Genomic DNA, 18360 nt, shown 5'->3' with positions numbered 1-18360 from the left:
GAGAGTGATCCATGCCGTCATCGCCCCACATCACTGCCGCCCCGATTGCCCGCAAGGCCCCAGGCCAAGACCCGTACGCCTGGCTGCAAGAGCGTGACAGCAGCGACGTCCTCGATTACCTCAAAGCCGAAAACGCCTGGCAGGAAGCGCAGCTCGCCGACCAGCAGGCCCTGCGCGAAACCCTGTTCGAGGAGATCAAGGGGCGCATTCTCGAAACCGACCTGTCCCTGCCCTCCCCCTGGGGCCCGTACCTGTATTACACGCGCACCACCGCCGGTGACGAATACGCCCGCCACTACCGCTGCCGCCGCCCGGCCGACGACAGCAACCAGGTGGACGACAGCAGCGAAGAACTGTTGCTGGACCCGAACGTATTGGCCAACGGCGGCTTTTTTTCCCTCGGTACATTCAGCATCAGCCCCGACCACCAGCGCCTGGCCTACAGCCTCGACACCAGTGGCGAAGAGATCTACACCCTCTTCGTGAAGGAATTGGCCACCGACAAAGTCAGCGAACTGGCGTTCGAGAACTGCGACGGCAGCATGACCTGGGCCAATGACAGCCTGACCCTGTTCTTCGGCGAGCTGGACGACACCCACCGCCCGCACAAGCTGTATCGCTACCGCCTGGATGGCACGGCGGCGCAGGAAGTGTTCCATGAGCCCGACGGGCGTTTCTTCCTGCATTGCTACCGCTCCAGCTCCGAGCGCCAGCTGCTGCTGGCACTGGGCAGCAAGACCACCAGCGAAATCTGGGCGCTGGACGCCAACCAGCCGCACCTGGACTTCACCTGCCTGGCACCGCGGGTCGAGGACCATGAATACGATGTCGACCACGGCCAACTGAATGGCGCGTGGACTTGGTTTATCCGTAGCAACCGTGATGGCATCAACTACGCCCTGTTTGTGGCTACCGACATTGGCGACGTGCCGACCGAGGATGAGTGGCAGAACCTGATCCCCCACAGCGACGAGGTGATGCTCGATGGCGTCAGCCTGAACACCACCGCCATGACCCTGAGCCTGCGCATCGGCGGCCTGCCGGTGATCGAAGTGCACCCCCAAGGCGTGCCGGCCTATCGCGTGGAATTACCCGACGCCGCCTACAGCCTCTACGTGCAGAACAGCCTGGAATTCGTCAGCGACAAGATCCGCCTGCGCTATGAAGCCCTGAACCGCCCGGCCCAGGTCCGCCAGCTGGAACTGGCCAGCGGCGCGCAGCAGGTGCTCAAGGAAACCCCGGTACTCGGCGTGTTCAATGCCGACGACTACGTCAGCCAGCGCCTGTGGGCCACCTCCGCCGATGGCACCCAGGTGCCGATCAGCCTGGTGGTCAAGCGCGACCAGCTCGGCAAGCCGACGCCGTTGTACCTGTATGGCTACGGCGCCTACGGCCAAAGCCTCGACCCGTGGTTCTCCCACGCCCGCCTGAGCCTGCTGGACCGTGGCGTAGCCTTCGCCATTGCGCATGTGCGCGGCGGTGGCGAACTGGGTGAAGCCTGGTATCGCAATGGCAAGCAGGAACACAAGCAGAACACCTTCAGCGATTTTATCGCGTGTGCCGAGCACCTGATCGCCAAGGGCCTGACCACCTCCAAGCAATTGGCCATCAGCGGCGGCAGTGCCGGCGGCCTGTTGATCGGCGCGGTGCTCAACCAGCGTCCGGCGCTGTTCCAGGCGGCGATTGCCGAAGTGCCGTTTGTCGACGTACTCAACACCATGCTCGACCCGGAACTGCCGTTGACCATCACCGAGTACGACGAGTGGGGCAACCCCGAAGAGCCCGAGGTGTATGAACGCATCAAGGCCTACGCGCCATACGAAAACGTCAGCGCCCAGGCCTACCCGGCCACGCTGGTGATCGCCGGCTACAACGACAGCCGCGTGCAGTACTGGGAGGCGGCCAAGTGGGTGGCCAAGTTGCGCGACACCAAGACGGACGACAACCTGCTGTTGCTCAAGACCGAACTGGGTGCCGGCCACGGTGGGATGAGCGGTCGTTACCAGGGATTACGTGACGTAGCGCTCGAATATGCATTTGTGTTCAAGGCGCTGGGGCTGATTTAAGGAACTTCACGGGGCGGCCCTGTCTGAACACAGGACCGCCTCCTGATTGATGGACCAAGATTGCAGCCATGGCACTACCGACGCTAATGAATACCGAAATCCGCGACATGCTCATGGACTGCGGCCTGTTCGACCCTTTGCTGCCGGAAGACTTTCACGTCGCCGCCGGCTACTTCAATATCAGCAGCATTGCCGAGGGCGAGGTGATTTTCCTCGAGGGCGATGCCGGCACTTTCATGTGCATCATCCACAGCGGCCAGGTGGCGGTGCAGAAAACCAACCACACCGGACAACGCCTGACCATCGCCACCCTGCGCAGCGGCCGGGCCTTTGGTGAGATGGCGGTGCTTGACGGCGAGCGGCGCTCCGCCAGTTGCGTGGCCGCCAGTGACTGCGTGTTGTTGAACCTGGGCAAGGACGCCCTGGAAAAGATGCTCAATGAAACGCCGCGTGTGGCGGCGAAGATCATTCGCGCAATCGCCATCGCATTGTCCAAGCGCCTGCGCATGGCCGATGGGCAATTACTCTCGCAACAGTTTTAACCGCCGGGCGTCTTCGGCTTGCTGTCGTTCTGCTGCAGGCCAGGCACCGTCTGGTCCTTCGGCGGTGTCGGTAATACGATCGGCACCAACGGCGGTGAGCCGTTCGTCTTCGGCACGGCCGGCGGGGTGATCTGCGGATACAGCGTCGGCGTTGGAGTGCCCGGTGCACCTGGGGTCGGTGCCGGCGCCACCGGTACGGTTTGCAACTCCTGAGCCTGCGCTGCACCCAATGCGAGCGCGCTCAACACAATGACCGTTAGAATGCTGCACTTCATCGATGGCTCCATGGCCTGACCGGAATGTCGTAAGGCTACTCCCAACCGCGCAAGAATGCCCTTCCCAATGAGATTTCCATGAAACGTTTCGTTCTGCTGGACACCACCCCGATCCCCGACAACGGCGGTGCCTTGTGCCTGTTCGAATACGGTGAAGACTTTGTCATCAAGATCCAGGGCGGTGACGGCGGCCAATTGATGAACACGCGCATGCACGGCTCCGAAGACGCGCTGGCAGAAATCCCTTGCCGCAAGGTCGCGGGGCGCCCGGACTCACGGGTATTGATCGGTGGGTTGGGCATGGGCTTCACCTTGGCCTCGGCGCTCAAGCACCTGGGCAAGACCGCCGAAGTGGTGGTGGCGGAACTGGTGCCGGGTGTCGTGGAGTGGAACCGTGGGCCATTGGGGGAAAAGTCAGGGCGCCCACTGCTGGACCCGCGCACAGTGGTCCGCATGGAAGACGTGGCCAAGGTGCTGCAGGCCGAGCCTCAGGGCTTTGACGCGATCATGCTCGACGTCGATAACGGCCCCGAAGGCCTCACGCAAAAGGCCAACAGCTGGCTCTACTCCGCCGGTGGCCTGGCCGCCTGCGCCAAGGCCTTGCGGCCCAAGGGCGTACTCGCGGTATGGTCCGCCAGCGCCGACAAGCTGTTCAGCGACAAACTGCGCAAGGCCGGTTTCAAGGCCGAGGAAGTGCAGGTGTTTGCCCATGGCAACAAGGGCACCCGGCACACCATCTGGATTGCGGAGAAGCTCAAGAGCTGAAAAAACCGCTCCGCCGTATGAACCAAACTTATATTTTATCGGCAACGCCTGTGCTTGCCGATAAATTACCACCAACACTTTTACCCGTTTCTTACATACACCAACACCCGCCGCTGACATTCCTTTCGTTAAAAATCAAAGAAACTGCCACCACTGCGCGGCACAACGCTTCGCCGTGCAGACACTGTTCGGAGACGAAGTAATTATTTTCAGTATCCGTTACAGCTTCTTACTCATACGTAACAAGGGTGATTGTTATGCAAGAAGAAACCATGATCGAACTCGACATCAACGAACTTGAGGAAATCCGTGGTGGCGGTGCTTTTCAAGACGCAGGCAAGTGGGTGGACGGAGCAACACAAACCGTCGAGGACTGGTTCGGTGGTGTTGGCAAGGCTATTACTAACAGCTGATTCATAAAGCCATTATTTGCGCTGTAAAACAGGCCAGGGAAAGAGCAACTACCTTCCTTGGCCTTCTTATTGACTGGATCATTAACATCCCCCTACAAGTATTGAGAGAGTCACTGGTCTAATTATGCTTGAACTGGGAAGTGTCACGCCAAGGTCATCCCTTCGGCCATTGGTATTCGGCTGGTTGATTTGCCTCTTTTTCATTACTGCACTCATCCTGCTGTTCACGGGCACTTATGCAAGAAAAGAGGAAATAACAGGCCATATTCAGACCCGCGATATTGTACGTATTACCAGCGAACGATCAGCCCATATCAAAGAGGTGCTGGTGGGCGCCGGAGAGACAGTCAAAAAGGGCCAGCCATTACTGCAGATGCTGAACAACAACCCGGAAATCGTCAGTGGACAAACCCACACGACGTCTTCCAGCGCGAGCGCTGAACGGCTTGAGCACCTCTTGGCAGACCGGCTTGCCGACGAGGCCAGCGCACGATCAACCCATGACGCCCAGCAGCAACTGCTCCACCTGCAACGTGAACAATTGCGTGCAAGCCTGCAACTGAACAGCACCGTCCAACAGTCCATACAGCGTCGTGCCTACATCGCCCTGGAACAAAAACAACGGCATGAACGCCTGGCAGAACAACAGGCCATATCCCAGGCAGATCTTAACGCCGCAACGGTCCATCACGAGTCCGTGCTTCAGGACCTGGCCACCAATGAGCTGGCCAGGACTCACGCCCAGCAGCGCTTGCTTGAGCTTGAACAAGCCAGCCTTGAGAACGAACAGGCCTTGACCCGCCGCCTCAGCGAACTGGCACGTCAAGACCATGAACTGCGCGAACAGCTGCAAAATCTGCACAAAAACCAAGAGTACGTACTGCTTTCCCCCGTCGACGGCGTTGTCGACAGTGTTTCGGTTTTTTCAGGCAGCCGAGCGGACATCGGGCTCCCGATGATCGTGCTGCGGATCGATCAGCCCTCCCTCCATGCCCCGGTGGTGGTGCTTGAAGTCAGCCCTTCCGCCATTGGCTTCGCCCATGTGGGCAGTGAGGTGATCGTGCGAATCGACGCGTTCCCCTATGCGCGTTACGGGGTTATCAAGGGGGCTATTGTCCACAGCACCTCAAGTACCTATCTGAACACCACGCCGATTGGCACCGCCGATCCTGCCCGCAACGGCCAGGTATATCTGGTGGAGGTCAACCTCGACTTCGAGGGCAGCAGGACCCAGATCCAACAGGGGTGGCTCAAGGACGGCATGACCCTGCGCGCCTCATTGAGCCTGGAGCGCTTGAATCTGATGCAATGGCTATTCCTGCCTGTGCTCAAGGGCATCGAACGCACCCCCGATCCTCGAAGCTTGCCTCCCACTGACGGGCATTCGGTATGACAGCATTCAAACAGGTACTGACCGACGCACTCAATCGCTCGCGGCAGTGGCTGCGCAAACGCATGCCAGTGATTCTCCAGGACGAGATGTCCGAATGCGGCATCGCCTGCATCGCCATGATCAGCAGCTACTACGGCAAAAACCTGAGCCTTCGCGACATGCGCCAGCACTACCGGGTGGCACGCGATGGAATGTCATTGTTGCAAGTGGTCAAGATGTGCGAAGAACACAACTTGATTTCCCGCCCCCTGCGCTTGACCCTCGCTAACACGGTGCATCTGCGTACGCCGTCAATCCTGTTCTGGAACAACCGGCATTACGTGGTTCTGGAATCCACCAATGCTCGCGGGCTGCATATCGTCGACCCAGCGGTCGGGCGGCGGTTCTATACCTGGGCCCAAGCGCTGACGATGTTCAGTTCAATCGCGCTGGAAGTGCAACCGAGTCTTTCATTCACGACGAAGGCCAAGGGCACAGCCAAACAGTCGTTGAGTTTTACCCACCTGCTGGAGCGCAACCCCTGGCTGTTGCGCTACCTGATACCGATGGGGCTGCTATCCATTTTTGGCTACGTAGGTGCCATCGCCGCCCCCAAACTGTTTGCCCTGACAATCGATGAGGTCGTGGCAAAGAACGATCAGGACTTTCTGTACCTTATCCTTTATATCTTTGGCGCTTTGTTTATCTTCAAAACCCTGGCTGCGTGGCTCAGGGCAATCCTGGACATGCGCCTGCGAGTGGCGCTGAGCCTGGACCTGGCAACGGGAGTCGTTGCCTGGCTGCTGCGCCTGCCGGTGCAGTACTTCGAGCGCCGCGCCGCGGCCGACCTGCTGCGTCGAACCCAGGCCACGGAAAAAGCCTATCTGCAATTCACCTCCGGGACGATGGACATCACCATCGACCTGCTGGCCAGCGTGCTGTTCCTGGCGTTGATGGCGCTGATCAACCCAATGTTGGCTGGACTGTCGATAGCGCTATGCGGTGTGTTTTTTGTATTCCGCAGCATCACGCTGCCGGCAATGGAGCGACATCACAAGGCCTCAATCGAGGCAGAGACGGCCCGCAACGTCACGCTGTTGAGCACGCTGGGCAACATCGAGTCGATGAAACTCTATCAATACGAAGCGGACCGACTGGCCGCCTGGAACAATCACCAAGCTGACATGGAAAGCGCCAGGGCACGGGTTCAACACCTGCAAGTCATGAACAACGTGGTCCACGAGGGGTTATCTCACAGTCACTCGTTGCTGGTGAGCGCGATAGGAGCGTTGGCAGTGCTGCATGGGACAAACAGCGTCGGCGACCTGTTTGCCTTTGTTCTCTACAAAGACCTGTTCATGGGGTGCCTGTTCAAAGCCATCGACAATTACATCAACCTGCGGCTGGTACGTGTCGAGTTGCTCAGGGTCGAGCAGATCGTCGACGAGCCCAGGGAAGCGATGGAGACCTGCGTCTATAGCGCCAAGGGGCTGAATGAACCGGATCCGGTTACCTCGGTCAGCCTGGACGGTGCATTGTTTCGCTACAGCTCGTTTGATCGACCGACCTTCAAGGACGTGCACCTGAGCCTGCCGGATAGCGGGCGCAAAATCGCGATCTTCGGGCCGTCAGGGTGTGGCAAAAGCACCTTGCTGAAAGTCCTCGCGGGATTTTACCCGCCCGACCAGGGCCAGTTGATGATCAATGGTGTGGCGCTGCAACGCTTCGGCCTGCGGCGCTATCAAAAAAACGTGGCATATGTCACTGCGATTGGCGAAATCATCGACGGCTCCGTCATCGAAAATATCGCCATGGGCATCGAGCCCCTGGATGGCGAATACCTGCTGGTGTGTGTCGAACAGGCCGGCCTGCTGGACAGCATTCGCGCATTGAGCAATGGCTTCAATACATTGCTCGGCCCGGGCGGCGTACAGCTGTCTTCCGGGCAACGACAACGGCTGTTGATCGCCCGCGCGCTTTTCCGTCGCCCAAGCCTGTTGTTGCTCGATGAACCCACCTCGCACCTGGATGGCGATGCCAGGGATGTGATCATCGAAACATTGCGCCGGCTCCCCATGCTCTGCGTAGTCGTGACGCATGACTTGGCGGTGACCAAAGCCTGCGACCGGGTATTGCAGATGGTCGACGGCCAACTGCTGCCCATGCCGGAAAACCGCCCATGAGCCTGCGCTGGCAATTGCGCTGGGCTGTCGGCAAGGTCCGCATTCACAAGGCCGTGTGTACCTTGCTGGCAACGGCATTGGGCGACGAAGTGCGGGCGCGCGGGCTGGTACGGTTACCGCAGTGGCTAGCGCACTTGCCAGCGCGCGCGCGCGGCGCGCACTACCAGCGAACCGTCCAAAACCTTGAGCTATTCGATCTGCCCCCCAAGGACATTGAAGCCTGCGCCTGCCGTCATATCGCTATTGAATGGCAAAAAGGCATCCACCAACAGCGTTACCCCTTGCAGCACCCAGCGCTGTTACGCACTTGGATTCGCTCGGTTGCCTGGGTCGATCCAGAAAACCACTGGCAACGATTGCCTCACAGTCCGTACCTGCTGGTGCTGCTCCATACCGGCGAATACTGGATGGCAGTCGCCAGGCTGGTGGAACGCTACGTTGCACCGACACGTTTCGTCATTCCGATCTGGAACTACCGAGACCCATTCACCTACGGCGCCCTCATGAGCCTGGAAGGCCTGGGTCATAAGGTCGAGATTCTCGACAGCAACTCACCCGCCACAGCGCTGTGTATTGCGCGCCGTATCAGGCAAGGCCATCAAGTCATCATCTTCTCGGATATACCGGTGAGCCTGAATACCAGCAGGGCCGGTGAACCGGTCGATGGGACACTCTTCGGACGTGCAGCCCAGTTTGTCAAAGGGCCAATGTTCCTCGCTTCACGACTGGGCTGCCCGGTCCTGCTGGCCGGCCATCGCGTCCAGCTTGGAAGCCACGGCCAGCTGCATGCGATTGCCCATATCGCGCACGGGGAGGTGCAAGACATGCTGGCCCATTGGAGCAAAGCCATGGAGCGCTTTATCCGCCAGGCACCGGAACACTGGTTCTACCTGTCGCAGATGGAAGCCTTCTATCAAAGACAGCCCGATTCGGCGCAGCGACGCTCAAACATCCCTGCCGCCTTAACCAAACACACCCACCGCCGAGTTGCCCCATGAAAGCCTGGACCGGATTGCTGACGTTGGGCCTGGCCGGTTGCTCACTGACCCCTGACTACCAGGCGCCAGCCTTGCCAGTTGCCGCGCACTGGCGCGATCACCCAACTGAAATCGAGGCAAAGGCGCTGTCTGAATGGCACGAAGTTTTTTCCGACCCGCAACTTTATGCGCTGATCACGCAAGCCTTGCAGCACAATCGCAACTTGCAGGTTGCCATCCTGCGCATCGAGGAGGCCCGTGCTCAGCATGGCATCCAACGCGCCGGGCAATGGCCAGCAGTAGGCCTCAACGGCTCGACCGAACGAAAGCAGGTGTCCGCCCTGGATTCGCCTGATGGTCAACGCCACATTCTCGAACGCGGCCAGGTCGGGCTTGGCATCACAGCATTCGAACTGGACCTGTGGGGGCGCCTGGCTGCACTCAAGGACGCCGCAGGCCATAGCTTTTTGGCCACCCAGGAGGATGCCCGTAGCGTACAGATCAGCCTGATAGCAGAAGTGGCCAGCCACTACTACAAAGCCTTGGCCCTGCTGAAAATGCGTGACCAACACCAGCAATTGCTCACCATGGCGCATGCTGCAAGACGGATGATGACCACGCGTTATGAAGCAGGTCTTGTCAGCGAGTTGCAGGATCGCCAGGCAGACAGTTGGTTGCAGAATCTGCAGAGGCAATCGGCGGAGACCGATCGCGAGCTGAACCTCACCCTTCACAACCTCGAGTACCTGGCGGGGAACCCGCTGGATCAATCCCGCCTGCTGTCGGCCGCTTGGCGCGACGGCTCCGTCATCCTGCCTGTCAGCCCCGGCCTTGCGTCGCAACTCTTGACCCGCCGCCCGGACATCCGAGCGGCAGAAGCACGCCTGCGGGCGCTCGATGCGAACATAGGGGCTGCACGTTCGGCTTTTTTACCGTCCATCAGCCTGACCGCACTGCTCGGTTTCAGTAGCCCTCAGTTGGGGCAACTGTTCTCCGGTGATGCGAGAAGCTGGTCGTTCAGCCCGCAGTTGGGAGTGCCACTGTTTGATATGGGCAAGCGCCTGGCCCAACTGGACGTTGCCAAGGCCCAACGCGAAAGCGCCGTGGCCCATTATCAGTTGACGGTCCAGCAAGCCTTTCGTGAAGTGGCCGATGCATTGGGCTCTGCCGAACCCCTGCAAATCAGGCTTGAAGCCCAGGAACGCACGGTGGCGAACGAGCTACGCCGGGTAGAATTGGCAAACCTGCTGCTTAACGAAGGGCTGAACAGTTATCTGGAAGTCGTGGATGCGCAGCGCCGCTTAAGTTCGGCGCAACAGGATCTGATCACTGTGCGCCTGTTGCAGATCAACAATCGGATATCCCTTTACAAAAGCTTGGGCGGTGGTTGGTCATAACGACAAGGCTGCCCGGCTTGGTGCCCCCCGGTTGCACGCTGGCACCCTTCAGGGCGCCAGGTGCCTGCTAGACAATCCTCACATGAACTGACGCATCTGCTGCACGTCCCGCTCGGTCAGCTCGCCCCGGCCCACCGGTGCCAGCTTGAAGGTGCCGTCAGGCTTTATGTCAATGCCGCTGGAGCCGGCGATTACCGTGCAAATACCTGGAGTTTCCAGCAGGTCCCTCAGTGGATGAAGACCTCCCTTCTCCTGCTTCAGGCTGAGTGCCAGCTGAAAATCGGTCTGCGCATCCACCCCCCCTACCCAGATGACTTTACCGCCACCCGCCAAAGAACCCTTGAGCTCGGCAAGCAACTCAGGGACGTCTTGATCGATCAAGCCGTAGCGCAGGCTGCCTCCATTCAGATGCATCAACGTACGCGATTCGTAGGTACTGCCATTCCAGCCTGAAAGCACTGCCAGGGCTGAGCAGCTGGACAAATACTGCGCGGACAGCATCGACGTGTTGTCCTTGACGGTCTTGAAACGCCCCGTGTCGACAAAAACGGTTTGCGTGGGCGGTGAGGCTTTTTGGCTTGGCGATACTGCATGGCCTTTGCGGAAAAAACCTTTCACCTTGATAAAAATAGAACGGTTCGCAGCCGGGCCAGCATCGTCACAGCCAGGCCTAACGGGCTGGGAAGAGGGAATTTGATTTGGTGTGGTTACTCGGGGCATCACATACCTCTGAGGTTCTCTGTTGTGGAGCAAACGAGAGTACCTGAGGCCTGGGCGCTGCTCACGGCTGGCCCGGCGGTATTGGTGTACAGGGTATGTCTCGGATGAGAGCGCTTGCGTACGTTGCTGAAAAAGCCGCAGCCAACTGCATGTCGAACGGCTAGAATCACCCTCATCCGTGACCCACCAAATAGCCAGGAGCCATGATGAGCTCGACCAACCCGCCCTCCCATACCGCCAAGCTGGACCGCATCCTTGCCGATGCCCAGCGCGACCGGGAAATGGGCTACCGCGACAAAGCCCTGAAGATGTACCCCCACGTGTGCGGCCGCTGCGCCCGTGAGTTCGCCGGCAAGCGCTTGAGTGAACTGACCGTACACCACCGTAACCACAATCATGATGACAATCCCCAGGATGGCTCGAACTGGGAGTTGCTGTGCCTGTACTGCCACGACAACGAACACTCGCGCTACACCGACCAGCAGTACTTCGGCGAAGGCTCCACCAGCAGCCCGACAATCGCCAAGGCCACGCATAACCCGTTTGCAGCGTTGGCGGGGTTGATGAAGAAAGACGACTGAATTACGCAGCTTCAAGTTTCAAGCAGCAAGCTACAAGAAAAAGCCATGGCTCTTTTACTTGCAGCTTGTAGCTTGCCGCTATACTGCTGCCTTTTTAAGGCACTCCCGTGGGCAATAAACGCTACAGCTGCATCGGTCTGTATAACCCCAAATCCCCCGAAAACGTCGGTTCGGTCATGCGTGCCGCCGGCTGCTACGGCGTGGCCTCGGTGTTCTACACCGGCGTGCGTTACGAGCGCGCGCGAGACTTCATCACCGACACCAAGAAGGTCCACCACGATATTCCACTGATCGGCATCGATGACCTGAAGAAGATCCTGCCGCTGGGCTGCATCCCGGTCGCCGTGGAGCTGGTGGAAGGCGCCCGCCCACTGCCCGAATACACTCACCCAGACCGCGCGCTGTATATCTTCGGCCCTGAAGACGGATCGCTGGATAAAGACATCCGCGATTGGTGCGAAGACGTCGTGTACATCCCGACCACCGGCTGCATGAACCTCGCCGCCACCGTCAACGTGGTGCTCTACGACCGCATGGCCAAGGGCAACAACACCCGTTCGGGCCCCAAGTACTGATCTTTTGGGAACATCCGGCGCCTCCACGCAGTCAGCTGCATACACTTGCCCTTGTTGGAGACAGATCATGAGCGACAGCAAAACCTTGCGACCTATCATCGAACACACCCCCTTCCAGAACCCGTCTCCCCAGAATCAGCCCACCCAGAACGTGCATGGCTGGGAACGCATCGGCTCAGTGGCCGGTGGCGTGATGATGGTGGGCAAAGGCCTGCGCCGTGGCGGTATTTTCGGGTTGATTCAGGTGGCGATCGGCGGCGTGGCGCTGGCTCGCGGCTTTACCGGGCACAGTGCGCTTAAAGACAAGCTGGAACAGGGCCGCCAGGAAATGAACAGCGTACGTACGAAGATCGAGCGTGCGGGTGAAGAACTGAGAAACCTGAAGACCAAGGCGGAAGTGGCGGCTGAGAAGGCCGTTAAAACCACGGGTTAGATTCAAATATGGGAGGGGGCAAGTCGAATCGTCGCACCGCCCCTCCCACATTTTGTTTTGTGTATGGCGACGATTCAGCGTAACAACTTGCTGTCCAGTACCACCGACGATTCGCCGATGATGCTCTCGGCCAACTGCACGAACTCCACGGTGGTAATGCTGTTCGCGCGCATCACTGCCTGCGCGAGGTCATCGAGGGAACGTTTGTTGTGGGTTTTCACGCGGATCTCGCGGTCCAGCTCCTGCAACACCAGCACCGCCCGTGACACCGTCGCGCCGCTGACGTGATCGCCGCGCAGGCTGGTCACGTCCTTCCCCTCCTTGGCCAACCGCGCCTGTATCGCCTGATACCGCTCATCTGTAATCCCGCCTGCACGGCGCACCAGTTCGATGGCGTAGTACTCGGTCAGCCCCTCGGTGATCCAGTCGCTGGTGTCGTGGTCGTTGAAGCGGCCAATCGCTTGCACCACTTCGCGAATCAACGGGCTGCTGCCGTTCTCGCTGACCAGCGGCGTGCGGCTGTTGAGGTAGATCGAGTCGCGCGCGGAAAAGGCTCCGCGCCGCATCGGGTCGCTGGCGCCCACCACCAGCAGCTTGGCCGGATGACGCGGGAACACCGCTTCGACCTGCGGCCAGACAAAGGTCAGCAGTGTCAGCACATCCATACGCCGCATGGCTTGGCCCCTGGGCGAGGCGATGGTCACTTCGGTCTCGCCCAGGCGCACGCGGCGGCTGCCGAGGGTGCCGGCGAGCATCCAGCCGGTGGGTCGGTCGAACAGGCGCGAGACGTTGTCGATGCGGAACTTGTTCTTGCCGATGCGCGGCCAGGCGGTTTCGATGCTGTTCCAGCCGGCCGGCAGTTCTAACACCAGACGCGAGACCAGTTCGACCCCGTCCTGCTGGTCGAGGCGTGCGGAGGGCACCAGGTCTTCGCCGCGAAACAACGCCCAGCTCGGCGTCATTCGCGCTTCATAAATACCCGGCTGGCGCGCGTGGCTCAAGCGTACACGGTAGGTCAGGCTGGCCTTGCTGGCGCTGGGTTGCCACAGGCCACGGTGGCCATTGACGCTCCACTGGCCATCCGCCTTGAAGTCGCTGTAGTCGCCATCGCGGCCCAGGTCGAAGTTCAGGCTACGCACCGCCGAGCCCTGGGACAGGCTCACACGCACCTCGGCCTGATCGCCCTGGGGCAGCAGCTTGACGTGATAATCCAGGTCGACCTTCTTCGCGCACCACGCCGGCATGCTCAACGCCAGCAATACCAGGCTTGCCGCCAGCTTGGTTCCCGCCCTCATACACACTCCTTGTTCAGCCCGCGCGGAAGATCAGGTAATCCTCCCAGTCGTCTTCGGGCACGCTACCTTCGCTGAGCATGCGCCCGGACTGGGAAATGCGTTCGTGGTGCACGGCCTCGCGGTCGCCGCAGACCAGGTGGTGCCACAGCGGCAGGTCCTTGCGCTCGCTGACCAGGCGGTAACCGCAGGTGGGCGGCAGCCACTTGAACTGGTCGGCCTGGCCTGGGGTGAGCTGGATGCAGTCGGGCACCGAGGCGCGGCGGTTGGGGTAGTCGGTGCACTGGCAGGTTTTCAGGTCCAGCAGTTTGCAGGCGATACGCGTGTAATAGACGCTGTTATCGTCTTCATCCTCAAGCTTTTGCAGGCAGCACAGGCCACAGCCGTCGCACAACGACTCCCACTCCTCCTGGTCGAGGTGTTCAAGGGTTTTGCGTATCCAGAAAGGTTCGACTTTGGCGGCCATGGCTCTACATCAGTATCGGTAGGTGAAAAGGCCGCCAGTCTAGTGCCCAAGGCCCTTGGGGCCAAGCGCTTACGACTGTCGGTATGAGAAGACTTGTCAGTCTAGCGGGCGCGCAGTAGCTTTGAGCGCCGAATTGACGATCAGGAGCTGCCCATGACACGCGTTGCCGATTACCCGATCCACACCCAGTTCACCGAACGCTGGTCGCCCCGCGCCTTTACCGGCGAGAGCATCCCGCAGGAAACCCTGCTGAGCTTCTTCGAAGCCGCACGCTGGGCACCGTCGGCCTACAACTCGCAGCCTTGGCGTTTTCTCTACGCTCGCCGTGACACGCCGGACTGGGAGCGCTTCCTGGGCCTGCTGAATGAATTCAACCGTGGCTGGGCGCAGCATGCGTCGGCCCTGGTGATCATCGCCTCGAAAACCGACTTCATCGCCCCTGGCGCCACGGAAGAAACCCCCGCCCTGTGGCACACCTTCGACACCGGCTCGGCCTGGGGCCACCTGGCGCTGCAAGCCAGCCTCAGCGGCTGGCACACCCACGGCATGGCCGGCTTCGATCAGGAGCTGACGCGCAAGGAGCTGAAGATTCCAGAGGGTTATGCGCTGCATGCCGCCGTTGCGGTGGGCAAGCTGGGCGACAAATCGAGCTTGCCGGAGTATCTGCAAGGCCGAGAAGCGCCAAGCCCGCGCAAGCCGCTGAGCGAGCTGGTGTCCGAGGGGGACTTTAGTCTTTAACACCGTTGAAACCCTGCCGTTGAAAACGGCAGGGTGAACCATCAAGCCTCTCGAGCGATCAGCTCACTGAACGCGGCGCGCAGTTCTCCGATTTGTCTGTCGTAGACCCTTTTCACCACGGGCACCATAAATTCCCCCGGCAGGCCGTCCATGTCGACGGGGTAGACCTTATTGTCTTTCTTCGAGTACATGAAGTTTTTCAATTGCGGATCGTTGTGAAAAATATCTTTCGCCTCCATCCGCGCCACTGCTTCATCAATTAACAATTGCGCGCTTGGCGGTAAACTCTTCTTTTCAAGCGTACTCAGATCCACACCGTCTATTCTGCCCATTTTTATATATTTGCGGCCGTCTTCAACCATCACAACGGCAAAGCCATCCCCGTAGTATTTGTTCATATTGACTACCGCCATATCAATGTGGCCCTCGGCGGTGGTCAAGCGTGTGGGCCCCAGGTCTTTGTAGGCACTTTTCCCGTCGAGGCTTGCATAAACAACGCCCTCGCTGCCTTGGCCGATCTGAGGCCCGAGATCGGCCTTGACCGAAACCGGATGACCACCGCGCACGCCCAACCGACGCCATTGATCGCCCTGGATATGCTCAAGCAGTAATGAGGTCTGTCGATTGTTGTGATACACCCGCGCCTGGACCTTGCCATCCGCAAAACGCGTAACTTGGCGCACTTCATAAATGGAGGCGTTGCCCGCGCTGTCAATATTGCGGATATGGGACAGGTGCCCGTCGGCAGCGACATACACCCCCTGACTGTTGCGCGACAGCCCGGCAATTCTCGACTCGGGCACCTTGAATTGGTCAAACAGCCTATTACTCAGCTCGCCATCCACCGCGCGGGCTCCAGGCACGAAGTCTTCGAGCGGGCGACCATAAGGGCGCATCGTATGCGTATCGAAGGCATACCATTTGCCGTGATGCAGCACGGCCCCGCCTTCAATGGGTTCGCCCGCGATCTTGAAGACGCCCGTTGCCGCGTCCTCATACTGTTTGCTGGCCGCCTTGAGCAGGTCATAGCTGCCAGCAGAGCCGCGCAGCTGGTTGAACTGCTGCGCCACCTTCGCTGCGGAATAACGCGCGCCACTCGCCGCCAGTCGGCCGCCGCCCGCCAGCAGGTCCCCCATGCCGCTCAGGGGGTTGAAGGCTTCAACCACGGTCGCCCCAACGAACCGTGCAGCCTTTGCCACATGGCCCGCGGATGACAAGGCTTTGCCCAGCACCTTGCCGGCCTGCGCCGCCTTGCCCGCTCCCAGTGTGACCAGGCCAACCACATCCAAAGCCAAGTCGAAGATGCCCTGGCCGACATTGCCCTGTTGAAAGTTGACGATCGCCGAGCGCAAAGGGATGAGATTGAGAAAGAACGTGTAAATCGCCTCATTCCTGGCGTGTTCTTGATCGAAGGAAGTAACGCCCCTGGCCTCGTTCAACAGATCGTCGTTTTTAAGGTCGAGGGACTTCACGAATACGTCAGCGATAGCCTGGCTGCGCCCCGAGTTGAAACTGTCTGGCTGACCTGTCTCGGTCGATCGCTCCTTAAACCGCTGCGCATGTTCGTCTTTATCGGGTTCAAACAGCACGGTTCTGGACAAGATATTGGCGTCGCGCGTTTCCAGCTTATTCGCTGTGTAAGGCTCAGTGCGGCGGCGTATCAGAAAGTTCTCTTTCTCTATGACGCCTCGCCGCGTGTCGATTGTGTAGAGATTGACTTGCCCGTCTCTCGTCGCCTTCACTTCCAACGTATGTCCTCTGACGTGAAGAGCAGGCGGGGTCAGTAAATCAACGGCTATCGTGTATTGGTTGGTATGGAAGAACTCCAGCTTTCCAAACTCCAGGTTTTTGCGGTCCTCCAACGGCAGCGTGGCAATCAGTTGCTTGACCCTGCCCTGCTGGCCCTGCTCATGGGCATTGATTGCCGTGTCGTAAGCAGCCCTGAACGCTGTAGCCACCTCCAGCTTGCCCATACGGAAGAGGTTGCAAAACGTATTGACGGGGATGCGCTTGTCATTGCTGACCCAATGATCTTCAGCGCCCAGGCTGCCCCCTTCCATCACAATATCCAGCATTGAGCGTGCCCCGGGATGAAGACCCGGTCTGCCTTTCCTCAACCTGGCCTTTTGGATACTGCGCACTTCAAAGAGACGAGGGTCCAGGTCAGGAAACGCCTCTTCCAGCCGGGCGAGAGCCATCGCCTTTCGGCTGGGGATTTCCGTTTGCAACAGGGTGCTGGTGCTTTTCAGTGAGCTCAACTGGCTGTTATACGCCGTCCTCACACGCTCCATGTCCCTCGCCGAGGGTGCCTCTTCAGCGGTGGCGAGCAAACCGTTTACGACGCCCCAATCCCTCAATGCCTGATAACTGATTGGCTGGCTGACGGCTTCGTCGGTGTTGAGTTTCTCAGCGGCCAGCAAAATTTCCCCGTAGCCCATGGCGAGCGTGCGGCCTGGGGTTTGCGCTTCGATTCGGGCCACTGACATCACCAATTGCGCCCACAGCACGCTGCCGTAGGTCACGCTGGCGGGAATGTCCTTGACCAGGTATTCAGGCGCCGTCCTGGCCAGCAGCAGATAGGCCGCCAAGTTGGCGGTTTGCGCGTTGGCCCGGCCCTTTTCAATCAGGTGCTTGCCCAACCCTTCAACCACTACCGAAGCCGGTTGTCCCCAGTGCCGATTGTGCGCCAGGTCAAAACCGGCAACGCTATGGTGGGCAGGCGCTGCCTGGGACTCCGGATCAAGGCCCAGTTGGATAGCCGTCATCACATAGTCGTTGCCGCCGCCGTCAGTGACGATCCCGTTGAGCCGGGTCTGGATGGCTTGCTCCAGGGCTACTGCCTTGGCGGATCCGAGCAATTTCTCCATCGCTGCAACAGGGTTTTCCAGGTCGGCCTGGGACACCGAACTGCCGCTGATCAAATAGCCCAGCGCCCCTGTACCGCCCTCGATCAAGGGCAGGCCTGGCACTGCGCTGGTATTGCTGTGCAGCAGGTCGACAAGCGCTTTCTGATCCTGCCCGGGCATAGGCAGCGGCCAGGACAACCCACCACTCAAGTTACCGAGGGGGTGGACCTGCGCTTGCCTGGACACGGTTTCTGTCAAATCGAGCAGCGCCTCCAGGGTTGTCGGCACCTGCAACCCACTGCCGAGGATAAAAGCTTCCAGACTGATCAGACGGTTGACGGGCAGAGGCTGCAGCGGCGAATAGGACGAGTCTTCGCACACATACATCAGGGTACTTTTCAACTGCGCAGCCAGCGCCGTTTGCATCAGCGTCCTGGCCCGGGCCATGGATAAAGACTCACCGGGCAGGGGCTGATCCAGAATTTGGCGAGTGATGTACTGGAGTTTATCGGCCAGCATGCGTTGGTTGCAGCGGTCGCCCAACGCAATCTTCAGCGCGGATGACTGCGCGAGTACAGGGGTGTCAGCTGCGTCGGCAACCGTTTCGGAGGGCGGGTTGGCGGACGCCATGGGGATGTTGGAAAGAGGTATCGAGCGTGGATGAATAGCGGGAAGAGCGAGGGTGGTCATGATGGTACTTGTCCTTAGTCGAATGAAAC

17 protein-coding genes are annotated in these 18360 nt (G+C 59.7%); 12 read left to right on the top strand and 5 right to left on the bottom strand.

Going from position 1 to position 18360, the window contains the following annotated elements; genetic code table 11:
* Positions 1-11 precede the first annotated feature (11 nt).
* Both AB1462_RS21565 and AB1462_RS21560 read left to right on the top strand, forming a co-directional pair.
* A complete protein-coding gene (locus AB1462_RS21565; protein ID WP_259193616.1) occupies positions 12-2066 on the top strand; it encodes a S9 family peptidase in 2055 nt (684 codons plus the stop codon).
* A gap of 68 nt (positions 2067-2134) precedes the next feature.
* Entirely contained in the window at positions 2135-2608 is a 474-nt protein-coding gene (locus AB1462_RS21560) for a cyclic nucleotide-binding domain-containing protein (protein WP_053136635.1), read from the top strand.
* Here AB1462_RS21560 and AB1462_RS21555 read toward each other — a convergent pair.
* A complete protein-coding gene (locus AB1462_RS21555; RefSeq protein ID WP_090407826.1) occupies positions 2605-2883 on the bottom strand; it encodes a hypothetical protein in 279 nt (92 codons plus the stop codon). The genes AB1462_RS21560 and AB1462_RS21555 overlap by 4 nt on opposite strands.
* 78 nt (positions 2884-2961) lie before the next feature.
* Between AB1462_RS21555 and AB1462_RS21550 the strand changes: the two genes are divergently transcribed.
* From AB1462_RS21550 to AB1462_RS21525, 6 genes are all read left to right on the top strand, one after another.
* Entirely contained in the window at positions 2962-3648 is a 687-nt protein-coding gene (locus tag AB1462_RS21550; protein WP_367247894.1) for a spermidine synthase, read from the top strand.
* Between the two features lie 257 nt (positions 3649-3905).
* Positions 3906-4061 carry a hypothetical protein gene (locus AB1462_RS21545; protein WP_259193618.1) on the top strand — a complete coding sequence of 52 codons (156 nt, stop codon included), beginning with the start codon at positions 3906-3908 and terminating at the stop codon, positions 4059-4061.
* Positions 4062-4185: 124 nt separating this feature from the next.
* Entirely contained in the window at positions 4186-5454 is a 1269-nt protein-coding gene (locus tag AB1462_RS21540) for an HlyD family secretion protein (RefSeq protein WP_367247893.1), read from the top strand.
* Entirely contained in the window at positions 5451-7616 is a 2166-nt protein-coding gene (locus AB1462_RS21535; RefSeq protein WP_090407832.1) for a peptidase domain-containing ABC transporter, read from the top strand. Before AB1462_RS21540 ends, AB1462_RS21535 begins: the two co-directional genes overlap by 4 nt.
* The gene (locus tag AB1462_RS21530; protein WP_259193620.1) at positions 7613-8614 is read left to right on the top strand and encodes a hypothetical protein; all 1002 of its coding nucleotides are present in this window, start codon (positions 7613-7615) and stop codon (positions 8612-8614) included. Before AB1462_RS21535 ends, AB1462_RS21530 begins: the two co-directional genes overlap by 4 nt.
* Entirely contained in the window at positions 8611-9990 is a 1380-nt protein-coding gene (locus AB1462_RS21525; protein ID WP_367247892.1) for an efflux transporter outer membrane subunit, read from the top strand. The genes AB1462_RS21530 and AB1462_RS21525 overlap by 4 nt, the downstream gene beginning before the upstream one ends.
* A gap of 78 nt (positions 9991-10068) precedes the next feature.
* Here AB1462_RS21525 and AB1462_RS21520 read toward each other — a convergent pair whose 3' ends face one another.
* Positions 10069-10710: a hypothetical protein gene (locus AB1462_RS21520; RefSeq protein WP_367247891.1), complete on the bottom strand. Its 642-nt coding sequence runs from the start codon at positions 10708-10710 to the stop codon at positions 10069-10071.
* Between the two features lie 206 nt (positions 10711-10916).
* On the opposite strand from AB1462_RS21520, the gene AB1462_RS21515 reads away from it, so the two are divergent.
* The 3 genes from AB1462_RS21515 (at position 10917) to AB1462_RS21505 (ending at position 12299) form a co-directional block, all read left to right on the top strand.
* Positions 10917-11291, top strand: a complete 375-nt coding sequence (locus AB1462_RS21515) for a YajD family HNH nuclease (protein ID WP_003210675.1) — start codon at positions 10917-10919, stop codon at positions 11289-11291.
* A 107-nt stretch (positions 11292-11398) separates the two neighbouring features.
* The gene (locus AB1462_RS21510) at positions 11399-11866 is read left to right on the top strand and encodes an RNA methyltransferase (protein WP_010563721.1); all 468 of its coding nucleotides are present in this window, start codon (positions 11399-11401) and stop codon (positions 11864-11866) included.
* A gap of 67 nt (positions 11867-11933) precedes the next feature.
* Complete coding sequence (locus AB1462_RS21505; protein ID WP_090407844.1) at positions 11934-12299, top strand: DUF2892 domain-containing protein; 366 nt, start codon at positions 11934-11936, stop codon at positions 12297-12299.
* Between the two features lie 74 nt (positions 12300-12373).
* Here AB1462_RS21505 and AB1462_RS21500 read toward each other — a convergent pair whose 3' ends face one another.
* Both AB1462_RS21500 and AB1462_RS21495 read right to left on the bottom strand, forming a co-directional pair.
* Entirely contained in the window at positions 12374-13594 is a 1221-nt protein-coding gene (locus AB1462_RS21500; RefSeq protein WP_367247890.1) for a hypothetical protein, read from the bottom strand.
* A 13-nt stretch (positions 13595-13607) separates the two neighbouring features.
* Complete coding sequence (locus tag AB1462_RS21495) at positions 13608-14057, bottom strand: YcgN family cysteine cluster protein (RefSeq protein ID WP_259193625.1); 450 nt, start codon at positions 14055-14057, stop codon at positions 13608-13610.
* A gap of 153 nt (positions 14058-14210) precedes the next feature.
* On the opposite strand from AB1462_RS21495, the gene AB1462_RS21490 reads away from it, so the two are divergent.
* Positions 14211-14795, top strand: coding sequence for a nitroreductase family protein (locus tag AB1462_RS21490; RefSeq protein ID WP_090407852.1), 585 nt, complete (start codon positions 14211-14213; stop codon positions 14793-14795).
* A gap of 41 nt (positions 14796-14836) precedes the next feature.
* On the opposite strand, the gene AB1462_RS21485 is transcribed toward AB1462_RS21490, so the two are convergent.
* Positions 14837-18331, bottom strand: coding sequence for a hypothetical protein (locus AB1462_RS21485; protein WP_367247889.1), 3495 nt, complete (start codon positions 18329-18331; stop codon positions 14837-14839).
* Positions 18332-18360: the final 29 nt, after the last annotated feature.

It is taken from the genome of Pseudomonas sp. SB113 (assembly GCF_040754745.1).
In the GTDB taxonomy this organism is placed as follows: domain Bacteria; phylum Pseudomonadota; class Gammaproteobacteria; order Pseudomonadales; family Pseudomonadaceae; genus Aquipseudomonas; species Aquipseudomonas grimontii.
This window is presented reverse-complemented; position numbering and strand designations above follow the sequence as displayed.